Source organism: Pseudomonas pharyngis (genome assembly GCF_021602345.1).
Taxonomy (GTDB): Bacteria; Pseudomonadota; Gammaproteobacteria; order Pseudomonadales; family Pseudomonadaceae; genus Aquipseudomonas; species Aquipseudomonas pharyngis.
Map to the genome: position 1 here is coordinate 210637 of NZ_BQID01000002.1, position 16553 is coordinate 227189.

12 protein-coding genes are annotated in these 16553 nt (G+C 57.1%); 6 read left to right on the forward strand and 6 right to left on the reverse strand.

The window, feature by feature from the left end; genetic code table 11:
• Positions 1 to 176: 176 nt before the first annotated feature.
• Positions 177 to 1205, reverse strand: coding sequence for a LacI family DNA-binding transcriptional regulator (locus L6D74_RS04575; RefSeq protein WP_276574942.1), 1029 nt, complete (start codon positions 1203 to 1205; stop codon positions 177 to 179).
• Positions 1206 to 1430: 225 nt separating this feature from the next.
• Between L6D74_RS04575 and L6D74_RS04580 the strand changes: the two genes are divergently transcribed.
• From L6D74_RS04580 to L6D74_RS04595, 4 genes are all read left to right on the forward strand, one after another.
• Positions 1431 to 2234 (forward strand): hypothetical protein, encoded by an 804-nt coding sequence (locus L6D74_RS04580; RefSeq protein WP_236187816.1) that lies wholly within the window; start codon positions 1431 to 1433, stop codon positions 2232 to 2234.
• 155 nt (positions 2235 to 2389) lie between these two features.
• Positions 2390 to 4399 carry a hypothetical protein gene (locus L6D74_RS04585; protein WP_236187818.1) on the forward strand — a complete coding sequence of 670 codons (2010 nt, stop codon included), beginning with the start codon at positions 2390 to 2392 and terminating at the stop codon, positions 4397 to 4399.
• 194 nt (positions 4400 to 4593) lie between these two features.
• Positions 4594 to 6837 carry an autotransporter outer membrane beta-barrel domain-containing protein gene (locus L6D74_RS04590; RefSeq protein ID WP_236187819.1) on the forward strand — a complete coding sequence of 748 codons (2244 nt, stop codon included), beginning with the start codon at positions 4594 to 4596 and terminating at the stop codon, positions 6835 to 6837.
• Between the two features lie 299 nt (positions 6838 to 7136).
• Entirely contained in the window at positions 7137 to 7856 is a 720-nt protein-coding gene (locus tag L6D74_RS04595; RefSeq protein ID WP_236187820.1) for an IS4 family transposase, read from the forward strand.
• 45 nt (positions 7857 to 7901) lie between these two features.
• Here L6D74_RS04595 and L6D74_RS04600 read toward each other — a convergent pair whose 3' ends face one another.
• From L6D74_RS04600 to L6D74_RS04615, 4 genes are all read right to left on the reverse strand, one after another.
• Positions 7902 to 8417: a hypothetical protein gene (locus tag L6D74_RS04600; protein WP_236187821.1), complete on the reverse strand. Its 516-nt coding sequence runs from the start codon at positions 8415 to 8417 to the stop codon at positions 7902 to 7904.
• 130 nt (positions 8418 to 8547) lie between these two features.
• Positions 8548 to 9189 (reverse strand): DUF1345 domain-containing protein, encoded by a 642-nt coding sequence (locus L6D74_RS04605; RefSeq protein ID WP_085646674.1) that lies wholly within the window; start codon positions 9187 to 9189, stop codon positions 8548 to 8550.
• A gap of 92 nt (positions 9190 to 9281) precedes the next feature.
• Positions 9282 to 12380: an efflux RND transporter permease subunit gene (locus L6D74_RS04610; RefSeq protein ID WP_236187825.1), complete on the reverse strand. Its 3099-nt coding sequence runs from the start codon at positions 12378 to 12380 to the stop codon at positions 9282 to 9284.
• Between the two features lie 15 nt (positions 12381 to 12395).
• Positions 12396 to 13553, reverse strand: a complete 1158-nt coding sequence (locus L6D74_RS04615; RefSeq protein WP_064596879.1) for an efflux RND transporter periplasmic adaptor subunit — start codon at positions 13551 to 13553, stop codon at positions 12396 to 12398.
• 263 nt (positions 13554 to 13816) lie between these two features.
• Here L6D74_RS04615 and L6D74_RS04620 point away from each other — a divergent pair, with 263 nt between their 5' ends.
• Together L6D74_RS04620 and L6D74_RS04625 are read left to right on the forward strand one after the other, a co-directional pair.
• A complete protein-coding gene (locus L6D74_RS04620; protein ID WP_007960391.1) occupies positions 13817 to 14518 on the forward strand; it encodes a response regulator in 702 nt (233 codons plus the stop codon).
• A gap of 4 nt (positions 14519 to 14522) precedes the next feature.
• On the forward strand, positions 14523 to 15824 hold the full coding sequence (locus L6D74_RS04625; RefSeq protein WP_236187827.1) for an ATP-binding protein: 1302 nt from the start codon (positions 14523 to 14525) through the stop codon (positions 15822 to 15824).
• A 52-nt stretch (positions 15825 to 15876) separates the two neighbouring features.
• Here L6D74_RS04625 and pncA read toward each other — a convergent pair whose 3' ends face one another.
• Entirely contained in the window at positions 15877 to 16503 is a 627-nt protein-coding gene (gene pncA, locus L6D74_RS04630; protein ID WP_236187829.1) for a bifunctional nicotinamidase/pyrazinamidase, read from the reverse strand.
• Between the last annotated feature and the right edge of the window lie 50 nt (positions 16504 to 16553).

Here is a 16553-nt window from a genome sequence, read left to right on the forward strand (position 1 = left end):
ATTGTTATTTACCTCTGAAACCGGTTTCATTTTTGTTCAAAAAAAATCAGCCAAGGCTGTGTTGTTCTTTTTGGCCTCATCGCTGGCAAGCCAGCTCCCACAGATAGCGGGTCGCTCACAAATCTCAGGTACACCCCAATACCTGTGGGAGCGGGCTTGCCCGCGAAGAGGCCGTGTCAGTCACCACAAAGTCCACGGGTCGAACCGCGCTCAATAAGCACCGGCGCAAAATCCAGTGTCCGCGCCGCTTCATCATTCCCACGCAACCGTTTGAGCAAACACTCAAATGCCTGCGCCCCAATCTCGGCAGTTGGCTGGGCAAGGGCAGTAATCCCGCTGCCCACCAACGGATACCAATCCAGATCATCCAGCGCGATCAGCCCGACATCCTCGAATAACCGGCAGCCGATCTCGCGCAAGGCAAGGGTGCAGGCCAGCGTCGCCACGCCATTGGCGCAGAACAGGGCCTTCAGGCCTGAATCAGGTGTGTTCAAAAAGGTTTGAAGGTCTTTAACCAGACTGGAGCCGGTTTCCAGCACTGCACCACGCATGTCTTCGCGCTGGCCAATCTGCTGCTGAAAGCTGCTGACCCGCTCGATCCGCGAACTGGTGCCGTCATAGGGTTCGGTCACCAGCAGTACATCGCGATAGCCACGTTGCTGAAGATGTTCGAGCGCCATCTCGATGGCTTGCGGGTTGTTCAGCCCGACCATGTCGCTTTCCAGCCCATCGACTTTGCGATCCACCAGTACCAGCGGCATTTCCCGCTTCAACTCATCCAGCTCATCCCGGTGATGGCCCAGGGTGTTCACGATCAGCCCTTCGATGTTGTACGAGCGCAACAGCGCCAGGTGCTGGCGTTCCTGTTCGTCATCGCGGTCGGTGTTGCACACCACCAGGCTGTAACCGTGTTGGCGGCAGGCGGTTTCCACCCCGTGCATCACGGCAATCGAATAGGGGTTGCGGATATCGGCCACCAGCATGCCGATCAGGCGGGTGCGGCCGCGCTTAAGGCCACGGGCCATTTGATTGGGGCGGTAACCGAGTTCGGCAATCGCCAGCTCGATGCGCTGGGCAATCGCATCGGAGAGCAGGGCGCGGTCGTCGCCGATGAAGCGCGAGACGCTGGCCTTGGACACGCCAGCGTGCTCGGCGACGTCGAGCATGGTGATGCGGCTGCGCTGGGCGGCGGAGAAATCGTTCACGGTTGGGTCTTCTTATTCTCTGAAACCGGTTTCAGGAGACAACAGGCGCTTCGTTCAAGTCAAGTGAAAATGCCTTTGATTTAGGGGGTGAAGTCAGAAATATCCGACAGACGGTAGAAATACCTGTCAGATCTGACAGTAGCCCAAAGTCATGAAAGCGCCCTTAATCTGTTCAGGAGTAACAGGCACCAGCGAACAGAATTTCAGATTGAAAGAGGTGTTCAAATGTCATCCAGTGGGCCGCTGAATTTCAATCCTCCTCAAGTTATTGGGGTACTGGATCATTCACTGGATCCAGAGGGGCATATTCCCTATGAGTTGCTTTCCGAAGGCATTGATGTGGTAGTCCCTCTGTGGCCTTCCTATGCCACGAAGCCAGGGGAAAGAGACAAACTCATTGTCCGTTTTGAAAAAAATGACCAGGCACCTGTAGAAATCATAAAGGAGTATCTTCCAGCGGATATACAGCCAGAATTCGTCATTCATATCGGTCCTGAGTATTTGTTAAATGATGGCGTCGGCCAGCTATGGTATGAAGTTTATGATACTGCGGACCACCTGTCCTGTTCAGATCCCCGCAATTTGACAATTGATCACACGCCTATAGCCGATGAACTTGATGAGGCCGATTTTCGTGATGCAACCATATGGGGCTACGTTAATTGTGATACCGACCCGCCCATTTGGGAAGGCATTCGGGTTGATATTCCACCGTTGAATAATTTTAAAATCGGCGACCGCTGTGAAACGCTCTGGAGAGGATACCGTTCATTGAACGGAAGCGGTGTCGAGTTTGTACGAGCTCGCTGGAAAGATGTGCGGAAAAGCTTGTCTGCGGAAGATATCGAAAGGGGATACGGCCTGACTGTTCTGCCTTACGAACCCCATATAAAGCCAATGGATGACCAGTGTTCCGCGACAATTGTCTACCGGATTTTTCGCGGTGACAGGCTAGTAGGCATTTCAAAACTTGCGGTTCTGAAAATTGATCGAGTGATATCGGGTGACGGTTTTTGCGGCCCGACCTAACGTCTTTCCAAAGGGAAGGCAGGGGTAACAAAGAAAGCAAGTGATGTATTACGCTGAATGAATGCTTGATGGATATTGATTTTTATTTTGAGCAAGGGCGCGATGACGAATGTTTGTTTATTGTTGCGCTATTACTTTGATGGAGCGAGGAAATCATGAGTGCGATAATTGAGAAAGGCAAAGCGGTACTTCAATCAAAAACCAAAAGGGCAGATGGCATACTAGTTGATCCCCCCGCTGCGCCCACTTTTCCCGCGCAGACTATTCCGGATGGTGATAAGCGAATTCCTGTCGCACATCTTGATAAAGATCTGGATTATCTGATCAGGAAACCTACTTTGGAGGCAGCCCGCGACTTCATTCAACCGCAAATTCGTAAAAAAGGCACTACTGTCTGGATCGATATTCTTGTTGATCAATATTTGGAATTGGGACCGGTAGCGGACAGAGACTGGACTCAACCCTTTAAAATTGCGCAATCTTTTTTGAGAGAAGACCCCACCCCTGAAGAGCCAACTGAATGGGAGTTTCGCTACATCTTTTGGGCGGACGGTACAAATGACGTTGCGTCACTCGAGAGCTCCTTTGCCATCGACCGGACGCCTTACAACGTAGTCAAGACCCCGCCATCTGACCGCACACCAGGCGCCCCTACCTGGCCTTCCGATCTCGGCCCCACGGCCCCAATCGATGATGCATATCTCGACGGCAAGACCGGCATTATCGTCAAGCCATTTATCGCGCATAATTACCTGCCCAATGATACCTTTCACTGGTTCTTCAGCCCGGCGCCCGATCCTGAGCGCGACACACCGGTCCATAAAGGATCTCTGTCTCCCACCAACCGGGACACCGAAATTCCTGCCGCTGTTTTCTTGGCGGCTGAAGAGGGGCCCAATCGGTTGGTCTATGTAAATATCGATGCGCCGGGTAATAGGGCGCGCGCTTCCAATTTCAGCCAACGCAACGTGGTCCATACACCTAAGCCTGATCCTGGCACGGTTTTTCCGCCAATTGTTACGTTGGCCGATGGTGTAGATGGCGATAACCTGATTGACCGTGAAGACATGCTTTCTGATCCGCGGGGAGTCGAGATTGTAGTTAAAGTCCCTACTCCGAATTCTCCAAGAGACACGATCTTCGTTACTCTGCACAACGAACAGGTTGGAACTGAACAGAGAGTCGAAAATGCGACTGAACTTAAGTTTTATGCACCGCGTGCGTTGGTAGAGCAGATATATGGAGATACAGACGGTATCGTTCAGCGGACGGTGGCCTTCGAAATGTTTCGTGGTGTCGAGGACCTGGCAACCGACAGTGTCGATATTAATGTGGATATATCAATTGTCGGCGCAGATCCACTGCCGGCGCCAAGCTTGGAAACGACGGCGGGCAGTGACAACGAAATCAAGGAGCCCGATTATGGCGATAATGGCATACAGGCCAGTTTGGCTATGCCGGCGACTCCACCGACAGAAGAGGGTTGGTTGCTTGATTTTATTTTTGGCTCTGAAACGTTCGCTACCGTGCCCCTGACTACCGGGCAGGAAGGCACAACCATTTCCAGAAACCTGCCGTGGTCGGTGGTGGAGGCACTAGGCGGTGGATTGACACACGTTCTACGCTGTGAAATCTATGTGCCCACCGGTAACAATCGAAACAAGTCCGCTCCTCAGGGTATTCCTGTAGAAGCCTTTCCGATTCAAATGGACGCGCCGGAGATACTCAATCTTGCAGGCCCGGCCCGAAGAATCGGATGTGCGACTCTAAATTTCCCTACCGCTACAAACCCAGGAGATGGCACACCACGGCGAAATTTGCAGGTGCGTATATTGCCGAACGCATTCACTGTGGATGGCGAGGAAATTACATTGAAATATATCGCCTATCCAAGTAATGACCCGACAACGCCTATTCCCGATACAGACGCTGAAACCAAGTATCCGATATCAGGGACTTTTCCCACCGATGGGGTTGTTATCGGAATCGGCGATTATGAAGAGGATTTCAAACCTGCCCACCAGGCATTGGGCCATGTCTGGTATGTAATTTCGCGAGGTGGGCCAGGCAACAACCCTACACCTGATTCAGGAGTGGCGATCCGGGAACTGGATTTGGATGACAGTGAAGGGCGGTTCTGCGAAGAGTTTGTACCGACCCCTTAGCGATCACGACTACGGGCGGCGAGGTTAAAAACTCGCCGCTTTTTTCGCCCTTCCAAGAGTTTTCGCGGAATATTCGTCGGTAAATAGAGATTAATCCTACATAAATATTTGAATAGTCCGGATAGTCTGCCAGCCCTCGAATGGTCGGTCGTCTGTGTGGAGGGCCGCAAGCGTTAATCCAGCAGGTGACAGTTATGTGGCAGAAATCGACAACCTATTCAAACATTCCGTTTTTAAGAATCGTTTTAAGTACGTCGTTATTTTCCGTGTGTATTTCATCGGTCTCCGCAGCCCCGGTTGTTGGTAGGGACGAAACCGTAAGCGGTGGTACCCCGGAATCCTGGGACCTCAGCCAGGGTGCCAAGTTAACGGTCAATGGTGCGCAGACGCTTCAGATCACCTCTGATAGTTCTATCCTTAACGTCAACGCTGGCAGTACGACCCAACAAATATCCGCGCGTAATGGATCCACGGTCAATCTGAGCGGCGCAACCGTTGTCGGTACGGGCGGACTGGCCGCTGTTCTTCTGAGCAACAGTGACGCCACGATCGATAGCAGCACGATCACTGGCAATCGCATTGGGCTTCAAGCGATTCGTGACTTCACTACGCAGATTGGCTCTCACGTCACGGTTGCCAACAAAAGCACGATCAGCGGTGTTCTGGGCGGAGCGCTGGTGAGTGCTTTCAGTACCCTTGATCTGGTCGACTCGACACTGATCGGCACTGGAGCCACCAGCTACGGGCTTCGATTGCGAAGTGGTCAGGCATCTGCGACAGGTAGCACGATTGTGGGCGGGCAGGAAGGTGTCGTGATCGATCTGGATCCCAACGAAGTCCGGCCCGCGGTCCTGAATCTTGAAAACACTACCGTCCAGGGGCAAACCGGATCGGCCATATTGGTTGACTTTGCCAATGCGTCAGACTCGACAGCCACAGTTTCACTTACCCGCGCTCGCTTGCTCGCGGGTAATGGCACTCTGCTTGACGTAAAGGGCGGAGCGAATACTTCACTATTGGTCAACGACAGCCAACTGGCAGGCAACATTGTCTCGGAGCAGGGCAGCACGACACATTTGACGCTGCAGAACAATTCCACCTTGACAGGTCATTTGGAAAACGTTGCCAGCGCTACTGTCAATGACACGTCGAGTTGGGTCATGGTCGGCAATGGCAGCATTGAGCAATTGACGCTTAACAACGGTGGGTCGGTGGTGTTTGGCGGCAACGATGCGTTCTACCAGTTGAACGTGGGCTCGCTGTCCGGTGAGGGTCGGTTTTTTATGGGCACTGATTTCGCCACCGGGCAGACCGATTTGTTGAACGTCACTGGCAATGCCAGTGGGACGCACGAATTGTTGATTGAGAGCAGTGGCGTTGATCCGGCGGCTGGACAACCTATCCGCGTCGTCCAGACCGCTGGAGGCGATGCACAGTTCTTCATCAACCGCGATGTCGATCTGGGTACTTATTCTTACGGCCTGGCAAAAAGTGGCAACGACTGGATCCTGGACCCAAGCACTCGGACGGTCAGTCCGGGCGCGAGGTCTGTTCTCGCCTTGTTCAATACCCCCTCGACAATCTTGCTTGGAGAACTCGCACCCTTGCGCACGCGTATGGGGGAATTGCGTTTCAATGGCGGGCGAGCCGGTGCCTGGGGCCGCACTTACGGCAGAAAATACAATGTCGCCGATGGTTCTGGCGTGGGTTACAAGCAAACTCAGCAGGGTTTCACCCTGGGGGCAGATGCTGCAATTGGCGACTCCCAGTGGTTGGTGGGCGCAATGGCTGGTTACAGCAAATCCGACCTCGATCTTGATGCCGGAACTTCAGGAAAGATCGACAGTTACTATCTGGGCACCTACTTGACCTGGCTCGACGCGGTCTCCGGCATTTATTTCGATGGTGTCTTGAAAGCCAACCGATTTCGTAACGAAGCGAAAGTAAGCCTTAGCGACGGCAAGCGTGCAAAAGGTGACTATGACAACACAGGTATTGGAGGATCAATCGAGGTCGGTCGCCATATACCGCTTGGCGATGGTGTGTATGTCGAACCTTTCACCCAATGGTCTGCGTCCGTGGTTCAGGGCAAAAACTTTTCCCTCGATAACGATTTGCAAGCTGAAGGCGATCGCATGCATTCCTTTATCGGCGAGGCAGGTGCAACGGTCGGTCGTAATATTGAACTGGAGAGGGATCGAGTCCTGCAGCCGTATCTGCGCGCCAGTTGGGCGCACGAATTCGCCAAAAACAATAAGGTCGAGGTCAACAATAATGTCTTCAACAATGACCTGTCGGGGTCACGGCTGAAGTTGGCTACGGGCTTTGCCATGACGCTGACGAAAAGCTTTCATGTACACGCCGACTTTGATTACAGCAATGGCCGCAATATCGAACAGCCATTGGGCGTCACTATCGGTGGACGTTATGAATGGTAAGCGCTGACATTCTTTGCAAAAAAAAGGAAACCGCGTGGTTAATGCCGATCAGTTAAGCCTCGATGCTTGACCTTTGGCCGCAAGAAATCAAAATCCGATGCCTGAATAGGCATCGGATTTTTTTATGCGTCTGGCTCGGGCATTGGAACTAACCCACAACTTCGTCTCGACTCCCGATTCCCTCGAGGGATTGGACTCGTTGCTTGATCCTTCTCTGGTCGAGCAGGCCTTGAAACAGTCTGGTGTCGCCGAAATGAAGCTGGCAGAGCAACTGATCGAGACCACGCCGGATCACATCGTTGACGTTGTTCGATCGCGGTTTTTATTCCCTGGGGTTGCTGCACCAATGGCAGCAGGCCGGCACCGAGCGGCATTGGCTGATGCCGTTACGCAAAGGGGCGCAGTACGAAGTCATTCAGCGATTGGGCCGTCAGGATGCGGTGGTCTCGTTAAGCACTTCGCCGCAGGCCCGCAAGCAATGGCCGGAATTGCCGGAGCGCCTGACCGCAAGGCTCCTGAGCAAAACCGTCAAGGGCAAGGTCTGTCAGATTTTGACGTCGATGGCCGATCCGCTGCGTTTTCCTTCCGATGAAATCGTCGACCTGTACAGCCATCGCTGGGAGATCGAATTAGGGGGGCGGGAGATGAAACAGACACTGCTCAACAGCAGCTACATGCTGTGTAGCAAGACGCCCGAGATGATCGAACAAGAGTTGTGGGGCGTATTACTGGGCTACTACCTGTTGCGTTATCAGATGGTGGAAATGAGCCGCCATTGTCCAGGCATCCATCCGTGCGAACTGAGCTTCACCGCGTGTACCTGGGCGATCCCGGGGTTTATCAACGGCGTTTCTGCGGATCGCTCAGGGAACATCCCCAAATATCTCGCCGAACTGCATGCCTCGGCCTCGCACTGTGTGTTGCCCCAATGCCGGGAAGAGCGCATTTATCCTCGGGCTATCCGGCTAAAATCGCCGAAGTACCCGATCAAAAACAAAAATGCCAGTCAGCTTAACTGACTGGCATTAAACCGCGTGGTTTCATTTTTTATTTTATGCCAGTTATTACGCGACACGTTTTTGTTTGGTGGCACCGTACATAACAATGTGGTTGACCGCTTCGAATTTTACGTTGATTTTCAGTTGGACCGGTGTTTCATCCTCTCTGTATTCAACAATCGCGTCTTTCAGTTCGCCGCTTAGGACGCCGCTGATCGAATCGAATTTCAACTCTGCTTTCCCACTCATTTGTGAATAGATGTAAGCTTCTGTTTGACTTCTATTGTAAACATACGTCAACCTGACTACGGTCTGTTCGGGAGTCAGGTCGTACGTGCCATCGGCCGCTCCTTCGGAGAAAGAAAGAATGATTTCCTTCGTGGCGCGTTGTTGTAAATCGCGATGGCGGGCATACATTTGAAGTGCTTTACCATGTGGCGGATCGTATTCCTCTAAGGTGAGTTCAACCAGCGATGCCTTGAACTGTTCAGAGTCATTCAGCTTTCCTTCACACATTCCTGCTCGGGGAGCCTGCCGGGTGTTGAGCGTTTTTGCGTTCATCGAAATAATCTCCATAGTCATCACAAAGTATCCCGCTTCATAAAGACTACCCTCGGGATGAGGTATCAGACTGCTAAAGTGGCGCACTGTAAACTGTCAGAGTTGACAGTTTACAGTGCGCCGTTTGTGTGATTTTTATCTGATGCACTGATTAGCCGAACAGCCCGGCCGCAATGTTGATCGAGAGCCCAAGAATCGCCGTATTGAACACAAATCCGATCAACGACTGCGCCAGCACGATCTTGCGTATCTCCCGCGTGGCCACGCCAACATCCGCCGTCTGCACGGCGACGCCGATGGTGAACGAGAAGTACAGAAAGTCCCAATAGTTGGGCGTCGTCAGGCCTTCGGCAAAGCGCAGCGCCGGTTCGTTGCCGTCCCAGGTATAAAACAGCCGGGCGTAGTGGACGCAGAAAATCACTCCGATCAGCAGCCATGAACCGATGACCGTCAGTGCGGTGAAACCATAGTGCAGGAGTTTGCGGGTGGTTTCGAGGTCCTTGCTGCCGGCCAGTTCGAAGGTGATGGTGGCGAGGCTGGCCAGCGCCGCGATGCACACAACGAACAGTACCAGCCCGGCATTTTCATCCTCGACTTCGGCGATGCGTCTGACGTCCGGTGCTTTCGCGCGAGCTGTCAGCCAGAACATCAGGAGCAGATAGGTCCAGACGCCGGCGTTCCAGCCGATAAGGATTTTGCTGATGACCGAGTCGGCAGGGACCAGCAGGCCGACGGCAAGACCGAATAACACGGCGGCGGAGAGGCGAGGGTGGGTGCGGGCGAGGAAGCGCATGGGAACTCGATGGGCCAGGGTGTGCTGACACCTTAGCCCAGCGTTGACAGGTGTGGCCACAATGCCGGATGTTTGCCAATCCCGCATTGAGATCAGTGAGGTTTGGTGAATCGTTGTACAAGCTTCATGACGACAACAAAGAACACCGGCACAAAAATCACCGCCAGCGTCGCCGTAATCATCCCGCCAATCACCCCGGTTCCAATCGCCTGCTGACTCGCCGAACTTGCGCCCGTGGCAATCGCCAGCGGCACCACGCCCAGAATGAACGCTAGCGAAGTCATGACAATCGGCCGCAACCGCAGACGCGCCGCTTGCAGCGTGGCATCAATCAGATCGTGATCTTCGTCATACAGGCTCTTGGCAAACTCGATGATCAGGATCGCGTTCTTCGCCGACAGGCCGATGATGGTGATCAGGCCGACTTTGAAGAACACATCGTTGGGCATCCCGCGCAAAGTCACCGCCAGCACCGCACCGAGCACGCCGAGCGGTACAACGAGCAGCACGGAAGTCGGAATCGACCAGCTCTCGTACAACGCCGCCAGACACAGGAACACGATCAGCAGCGACAGCCCGAGCAGGATCGGCGCCTGGCTGCCGGACAAACGTTCCTGCAACGACAGACCAGTCCATTCCTGACCCAGACCTGTCGGCCCCTGGGCCACCAGCCGTTCGATTTCCGCCATGGCTTCGCCGGTGCTGTGGCCGGGTTTCGGCTCGCCGGAAATCGAGATCGCCGGGTAGCCGTTGTAACGGGTCAGCTGCGCCGGGCCTTGAGTCCATGTGGCTCGCACGAATGCCGACAGCGGCACCATTTTCCCGGCGTCGTTGCGCACGTGCATCTTCAGCAGGTCATCGACCTGACTACGACGGTCGCCTTCGGCCTGCACGACAACCCGTTGCATCCGCCCCTGATTGGGGAAGTCATTGACGTACGAGGAGCCGATGGCGGTGGACAGCACGTTGCCGACGTCGGCGAAGGAAATCCCAAGTGCATTGGCCTGCTTGCGATCCACTTCCAGCTGCACTTGCGGCGCTTCGGCCAGCGCACTTTCACGCACGTTCATCAGGATCGGGCTTTTCTCGGCGGCCGCGAGCAACTGGGTGCGAGCCTCCATCAAGGTCGCATGACCGAGGCCGCCGCGATCCTGCAGGCGGAACTCGAAGCCGCTGGACGTACCCAAACCATCCACCGGCGGCGGCAGCACGGCGAACGCCACGGCATCCTTGATCTGGCTGAGGGCGATGTTGGCGCGGTCGGCAATCGAACTTGCCGAGTCGTCGCTGCCGCGCTGTGACCAGTCCTTGAGCGTGGTGAACGCCAGCGCGGCGTTCTGCCCGCTACCGGAAAAACTGAAACCGAGAATCACGGTGCTGTCGCCCACACCCGGTTCGCCGGCGTTGTGCGCTTCGATCTGCTCGACCACCTGCACCGTGCGGTTCTTGCTTGCACCGGGTGGCAGTTGAATGTCGGTGATGGTGTAACCCTGATCCTCGACCGGCAGGAACGAGGAGGGCAGGCGCGCGAAGCACAGGCCCAGGCCGACCAGCAACACAACGTAGATCAGCAGGTAACGACCGGTGCGTTTCAGCGCGTAACCGACCCAGGCCTGATAGCGATCGGTCAGTTGCTCGAAACGGCGGTTGAACCAGCCGAAGAACCCGGTTTTTTCGTGGTGTTCGCCCTTGGCAATCGGCTTGAGCAAGGTGGCGCACAGTGCCGGGGTCAAGGTCAGGGCGAGGAAGGCCGAAAACAGGATCGAGGTGGCCATCGACAACGAGAACTGGCGATAGATGACGCCCACCGAGCCCTGCATGAACGCCATCGGAATGAACACCGCCACCAGCACCAGCGTAATGCCGATGATCGCCCCGGTGATCTGGCTCATCGCCTTGCGCGTTGCCTCTTTCGGTGACAGGCCTTCGGTGGCCATGATCCGTTCGACGTTCTCCACGACCACGATGGCGTCGTCCACCAGAATGCCGATGGCCAGCACCATGCCGAACATGGTCAGCACGTTGATCGAGAAGCCCAGCGCGAGCATGGTCGCGAAGGTGCCCATCAGCGCCACCGGCACCACCAGCGTCGGGATCAGGGTGTAGCGGATGTTCTGCAGGAACAGGAACATCACCGCAAACACCAGCAGCATCGCTTCGCCGAGGGTGTAGACCACTTTGGTGATCGAGACCTTCACGAATGGCGACGTGTCATAGGGAATCTTGTACTCCACGCCGGCAGGGAAATAGCGCGACAGCTCATCCATCTTCGCCCGGATCAGCGTTGCGGTGCTCAGAGCGTTGGCGCCCGGCGACAGTTGCACACCGACGGCGGTGGAAGGCTTGCCGTTCAGACGCGTGCCGAACTGGTATTCCTGGCTGCCGATCTCGACCCGCGCCACATCCTTGATGCGCACGGTGGAGCCGTCCGGATTGGCCTTGAGCACGATGTCGGCGAACTCTTCCGGCGTCGAAAGCTGACCCTTGACCAGAATCGTCGCGGTGATTTCCTGGGTGCTCGGGTTCGGCAGATCGCCGATGCTGCCGGCAGACACCTGGGCGTTCTGCGCGGCGATGGCGGCGTTGACGTCAGCGGGTGTCAGGTTGAAACCGATCAGCTTCTGCGGATCGACCCAGATCCGCATCGCCCGCTCGGCACCGTACAACTGGGCCTTGCCGACGCCGTCGATGCGCTTGATCTCGTTCATCACGTTGCGCGCCAGGTAATCGCTGAGCGCCACGTCGTCGAGCTTGCCGTCGCTGGAGGTCAAAGTGATCAGCAGCAGGAAGCCGGCGGAGACTTTCTCAACCTGCAAACCTTGCTGATTGACCGCTTGCGGCAGGCGTGACTCGACTACCTTCAGGCGATTCTGCACATCAACCTGCGCCAGCTCCGGGTTGGTGCCCGGCTGGAACGTGGCCTTGATCGTGGCGCTGCCGAGGCTGCTTTGCGATTCGAAGTACAGCAGGTGATCGGCGCCGTTGAGCTCTTCCTCGATCAGGCTGACCACGCTTTCATCGACGGTCTGCGCCGAGGCGCCCGGGTACACGGCGTAGATTTCGATCTGCGGCGGCGCGACGTCGGGGTATTGCGCCACCGGCAATTGCGGGATGGCCAGCGCACCGGCCAACAGGATGAACAACGCGACGACCCAGGCGAACACCGGGCGGTCGATAAAGAACTGCGGCATAGAAGAGCGTCCTGCTTACTGACCAGAGGTCTGGGCAAGTGGAAGAGGGGTGTCGTCGATCTGCACCACTTCGCCCGGACGGGCATGTTGCAGGCCTTCGATGACAATGCGGTCGCCGGCCTTCAGGCCACCGGTGACGATCCAGCGGTCGTTCTGCACAGCGCCAAGCTGCACCGGCTGCTGGGCAACACGCATCTGATCGTCGACAGTCAGGACTTGCGCCACACCGGCGCTGTCACGCTGTACCGCGCGTTGCGGCACGGTGAGACCGTGCTGGATCACGCCTTGTTCCAGGCGCACGCGAACGTAGCTGCCGGGCAACAGATCGAGATCCGGGTTGGGGAACTCGCTGCGCAGGATGATCTGCCCGGTGCCCGGATCGACCGTGATGTCGCTGAACAGCAACTTGCCGGGTAACGGATAGAGGCTGCCGTCGTCCTGGATCAGCGTGGCCTTGACCTGATCCTGGCCGACCTGCTGCAACTGGCCGGAACGAAATGCCCGGCGCAGTTCATTCAATTCGCGGGTCGACTGGGTGAGGTCGGCGTGGATCGGGTTCAGTTGCTGGATCAGCGCCATGGGCGTGGTTTCGTTCTGGCCGACCAGCGCGCCTTCGGTCACCAGAGCACGACCGACGCGGCCGGAAATCGGCGCGGTGACGGTGGCGTAGCCCAGATTCAGCTTCGCCCGCTCGACGGCAGCCTTGTTGGCGGCCACGTCGGCGGCGGTCTGCCGGGCGTTGGCGCGGGCGTTGTCATAGTCCTGAGCGCTGATGGCCTTGTCTTCGATCAACTGGGCGTAGCGCTGCTCCTGCAGTTTTGCCTGGAACGCGTTGGCCTCGGCCTTGCGCAGCGCGGCTTCGGCGCTATCGAGGTCGGCCTTGAACGGGGCCGGATCAATGCGGAACAGTACGTCGCCCTTTTTCACGTCGCTGCCTTCGCGGTAGGTACGTTGCAGTACCACGCCGGCGACCCGGGCGCGGACTTCGGCAATGCGCGGCGCGGCAATCCGCCCGCTCAGTTCGCTGCTGATCGACAGGGGGCGCGCCTCAAGGGTTTCGATCCGCACGGTGGCCGGCGGCGCCTGTTCCTCGGCGTTCGAGGATTTATCACAGGCGCTCAGCGTCAGCGCCAATGCGATCAGGCCGAGCCCGGCCAGCAGATTCTTCGACATGTACAACCCCCAATATTGAACTGCGCATCCTACGGACAGTCAGCGAGGGTAGCGGTGAAGCTTTGTAGGTGCTGTGTGAAATTGTGTAAGGGTTTTGCTCAGGGACGGGTGAGGGCGTATATCCTTTACGCCTTGATATTTATTGCGACAGATAAAGCATCGCGAGCAGGCTCGCTCCCACAAGGGATTGCATTCCAAATGTGGGAGCGAGCCTGCTCGCGATAGCGGACGATGGGTCGCCACTGTATTTCTGGATCACCTCAATGCCCAACATCCTCCTGGTCGAAGACGACACCGCCCTCGCCGAACTGATTTCCAGCTATCTGGAACGCAACGGTTACTCCGTCAGCGTGATCGGTCGTGGCGACCATGTGCGCGAGCGGGCACGGCTCAATCCTCCGGACCTGGTGATTCTCGACCTGATGCTGCCGGGGCTCGACGGTTTGCAGGTCTGTCGCCTGTTGCGCGCCGACTCGGCAACGCTGCCGATCCTGATGCTCACCGCCCGTGACGACAGCCACGATCAGGTGCTGGGCCTGGAAATGGGCGCCGACGATTACGTCACCAAACCCTGCGAGCCGCGCGTCCTGCTGGCTCGGGTGCGCACATTGCTGCGGCGCAGCAGCCTCGGCGAGCCGATGACCGCCAACGACCGGATCCTGATGGGCAATCTGTGCATCGATCTGTCGGAGCGCACGGTGACCTGGCGCGAACAACCGGTCGAGCTGTCCAGCGGCGAATACAACCTGCTGGTGGTGCTGGCCCGCCACGCCGGTGAAGTGCTGAGCCGCGACCAGATCCTGCAGCGCCTGCGCGGTATCGAATTCAACGGCACCGACCGTTCGGTGGACGTGGCGATCTCCAAGCTGCGACGCAAGTTCGACGACCACGCCGGCGAGGCGCGCAAGATCAAGACTGTGTGGGGCAAGGGTTACCTGTTCAGCCGTTCCGAGTGGGAATGCTGATTCGATGTTCAGAATCCTGTTTCGCCTCTATCTGGTGACGATCGTTTCCTACAGTGCGGCGATCTATCTGGTGCCGGATCTGGTGGTGATGGCGTTCAAGCAGCGGTTCGTCACCTACAACCTCGACTATTCCCGTGGCCTGCAATCGCTGATCACCAAGCAGTTTCGCGCGGTGCCGCAGGCTCAGTGGCCGGCGCTGGCAGCGTCGATGGACAAGGATTTCCAGCCGCTGCACATCGTGCTCGCCCGTATCGATGACCCCGGCTTCACCGCCATCGAGCAAGAACGCCTGCGGCGCGGCGAGAACATGGTGCGGGTGGGCGACTGGGGCTGGCGCACGCTGGCGGTCACGCCACTTAACGACGAAATGGCGGTGCAGATGGTGGTGCCGCCGGATCCGATGGACGTGAACCTGTTGTACTGGAGCATCAACGTGCTGATCGGCGCGAGTCTGCTGGCGTGCCTGTTGCTCTGGTTTCGTCCGCACTGGCGCGACCTGGAACGCCTCAAGGGCACCGCCGAACGTTTCGGCAAGGGCCACTTGAGCGAGCGCACGCAAATTGGCCCGAGCTCCAACATCGGCAGCCTGGCCAACGTGTTCGACACCATGGCCGGCGACATCGAAAACCTGCTCAACCAGCAGCGGGACCTGCTCAACGCCGTGTCCCACGAGCTGCGCACGCCGCTGACCCGTCTTGACTTCGGCCTGGCGCTGGCGCTGTCCGACGACTTGCCGCAAGCCAGCCGCGAACGCCTGCAAGGGCTGGTCGCGCACATCCGCGAACTGGATGAGCTGGTGTTGGAGTTGCTGTCTTACAGCCGTTTGCAGAATCCGGCGAAGTTGCCCGAGCAGGTCGAAGTGTCGCTGGACGAGTTCATCGACAGCATTCTGGGCAGCGTCGACGAAGAGCTGGAATCCCCGGAAATCGTCATCGATGTGCTGCTGCACAATCAGCTGGAGCGCTTCACCCTCGATCCACGCCTGACAGCCCGGGCGATTCAGAACCTGCTGCGCAACGCCATGCGCTATTGCGAAAAACGCATTCAGATTGGCGTGCAGGTCTGCCCGAAGGGCTGTGAGATCTGGGTGGATGATGACGGGATCGGCATTCCGGAAGACGAGCGGGAGCGGATTTTCGAGCCGTTTTATCGACTGGATCGCAGCCGGGATCGGGCCACTGGCGGGTTTGGACTGGGGTTGGCGATCAGCCGTCGGGCGCTGGAGGCCCAGGGCGGGACGTTGACGGTGGAAGGTTCGCCGTTGGGCGGGGCGCGGTTCAGGCTCTGGCTGCCAACCCCCGTTTAGCACTCGTGACGATCGTTCCCACGCTCTGCGTGGGAATGATCAGTGTTCTGGATTAGAGGATCTCAGTCGACTGGATCAATCCAACCCCGGCCACTTGCATCCGTTCGATCGCCGCCGCCAGTGATCCATTCAAATCAATCGCCCGGCACGCATCCAGCACCACAAACGCATTGAACCCAGCCGCCCGCGCATCCAGCGCGGAGAACATCACACAGAAATCCAGCGCGAGACCGACCATATACACCGTGTCGATCCCGCGTTCCTTCAGATAACCGGCCAGACCCGTAGTCGTGACGCGGTCCGCTTCCAGAAACGCCGAATAGCTGTCGATGTCCGGGTTGCAGCCCTTGCGGATGATCAATTGCGCATGGGGCAGATCAAGTCCCGAATGAAACTCGGCACCGCGTGAGCCCTGAATGCAATGGTCCGGCCACAGAGTCTGCTCGCCATATGGCAGTTGAATCAAGTCATACGGCTGGCGGCCAGGATGGCTGGAAGCAAACGAAGCATGTCCGGCCGGGTGCCAGTCCTGGGCAATGACCACTTGCGTGAACTGCCCGGCGAGCCGGTTGATCAGCGGAACAATCAAATCACCTTCCGGCACGGCCAGTTGGCCGCCGGGAATGAAGTCGTTCTGCACGTCGATGACCAGCAGGGCTGTGCGTGGCGAAATCGGCATAAATCCATCCTTCTTGGAAAATCACCCGAGCAGCATAGTGACAAAATTCT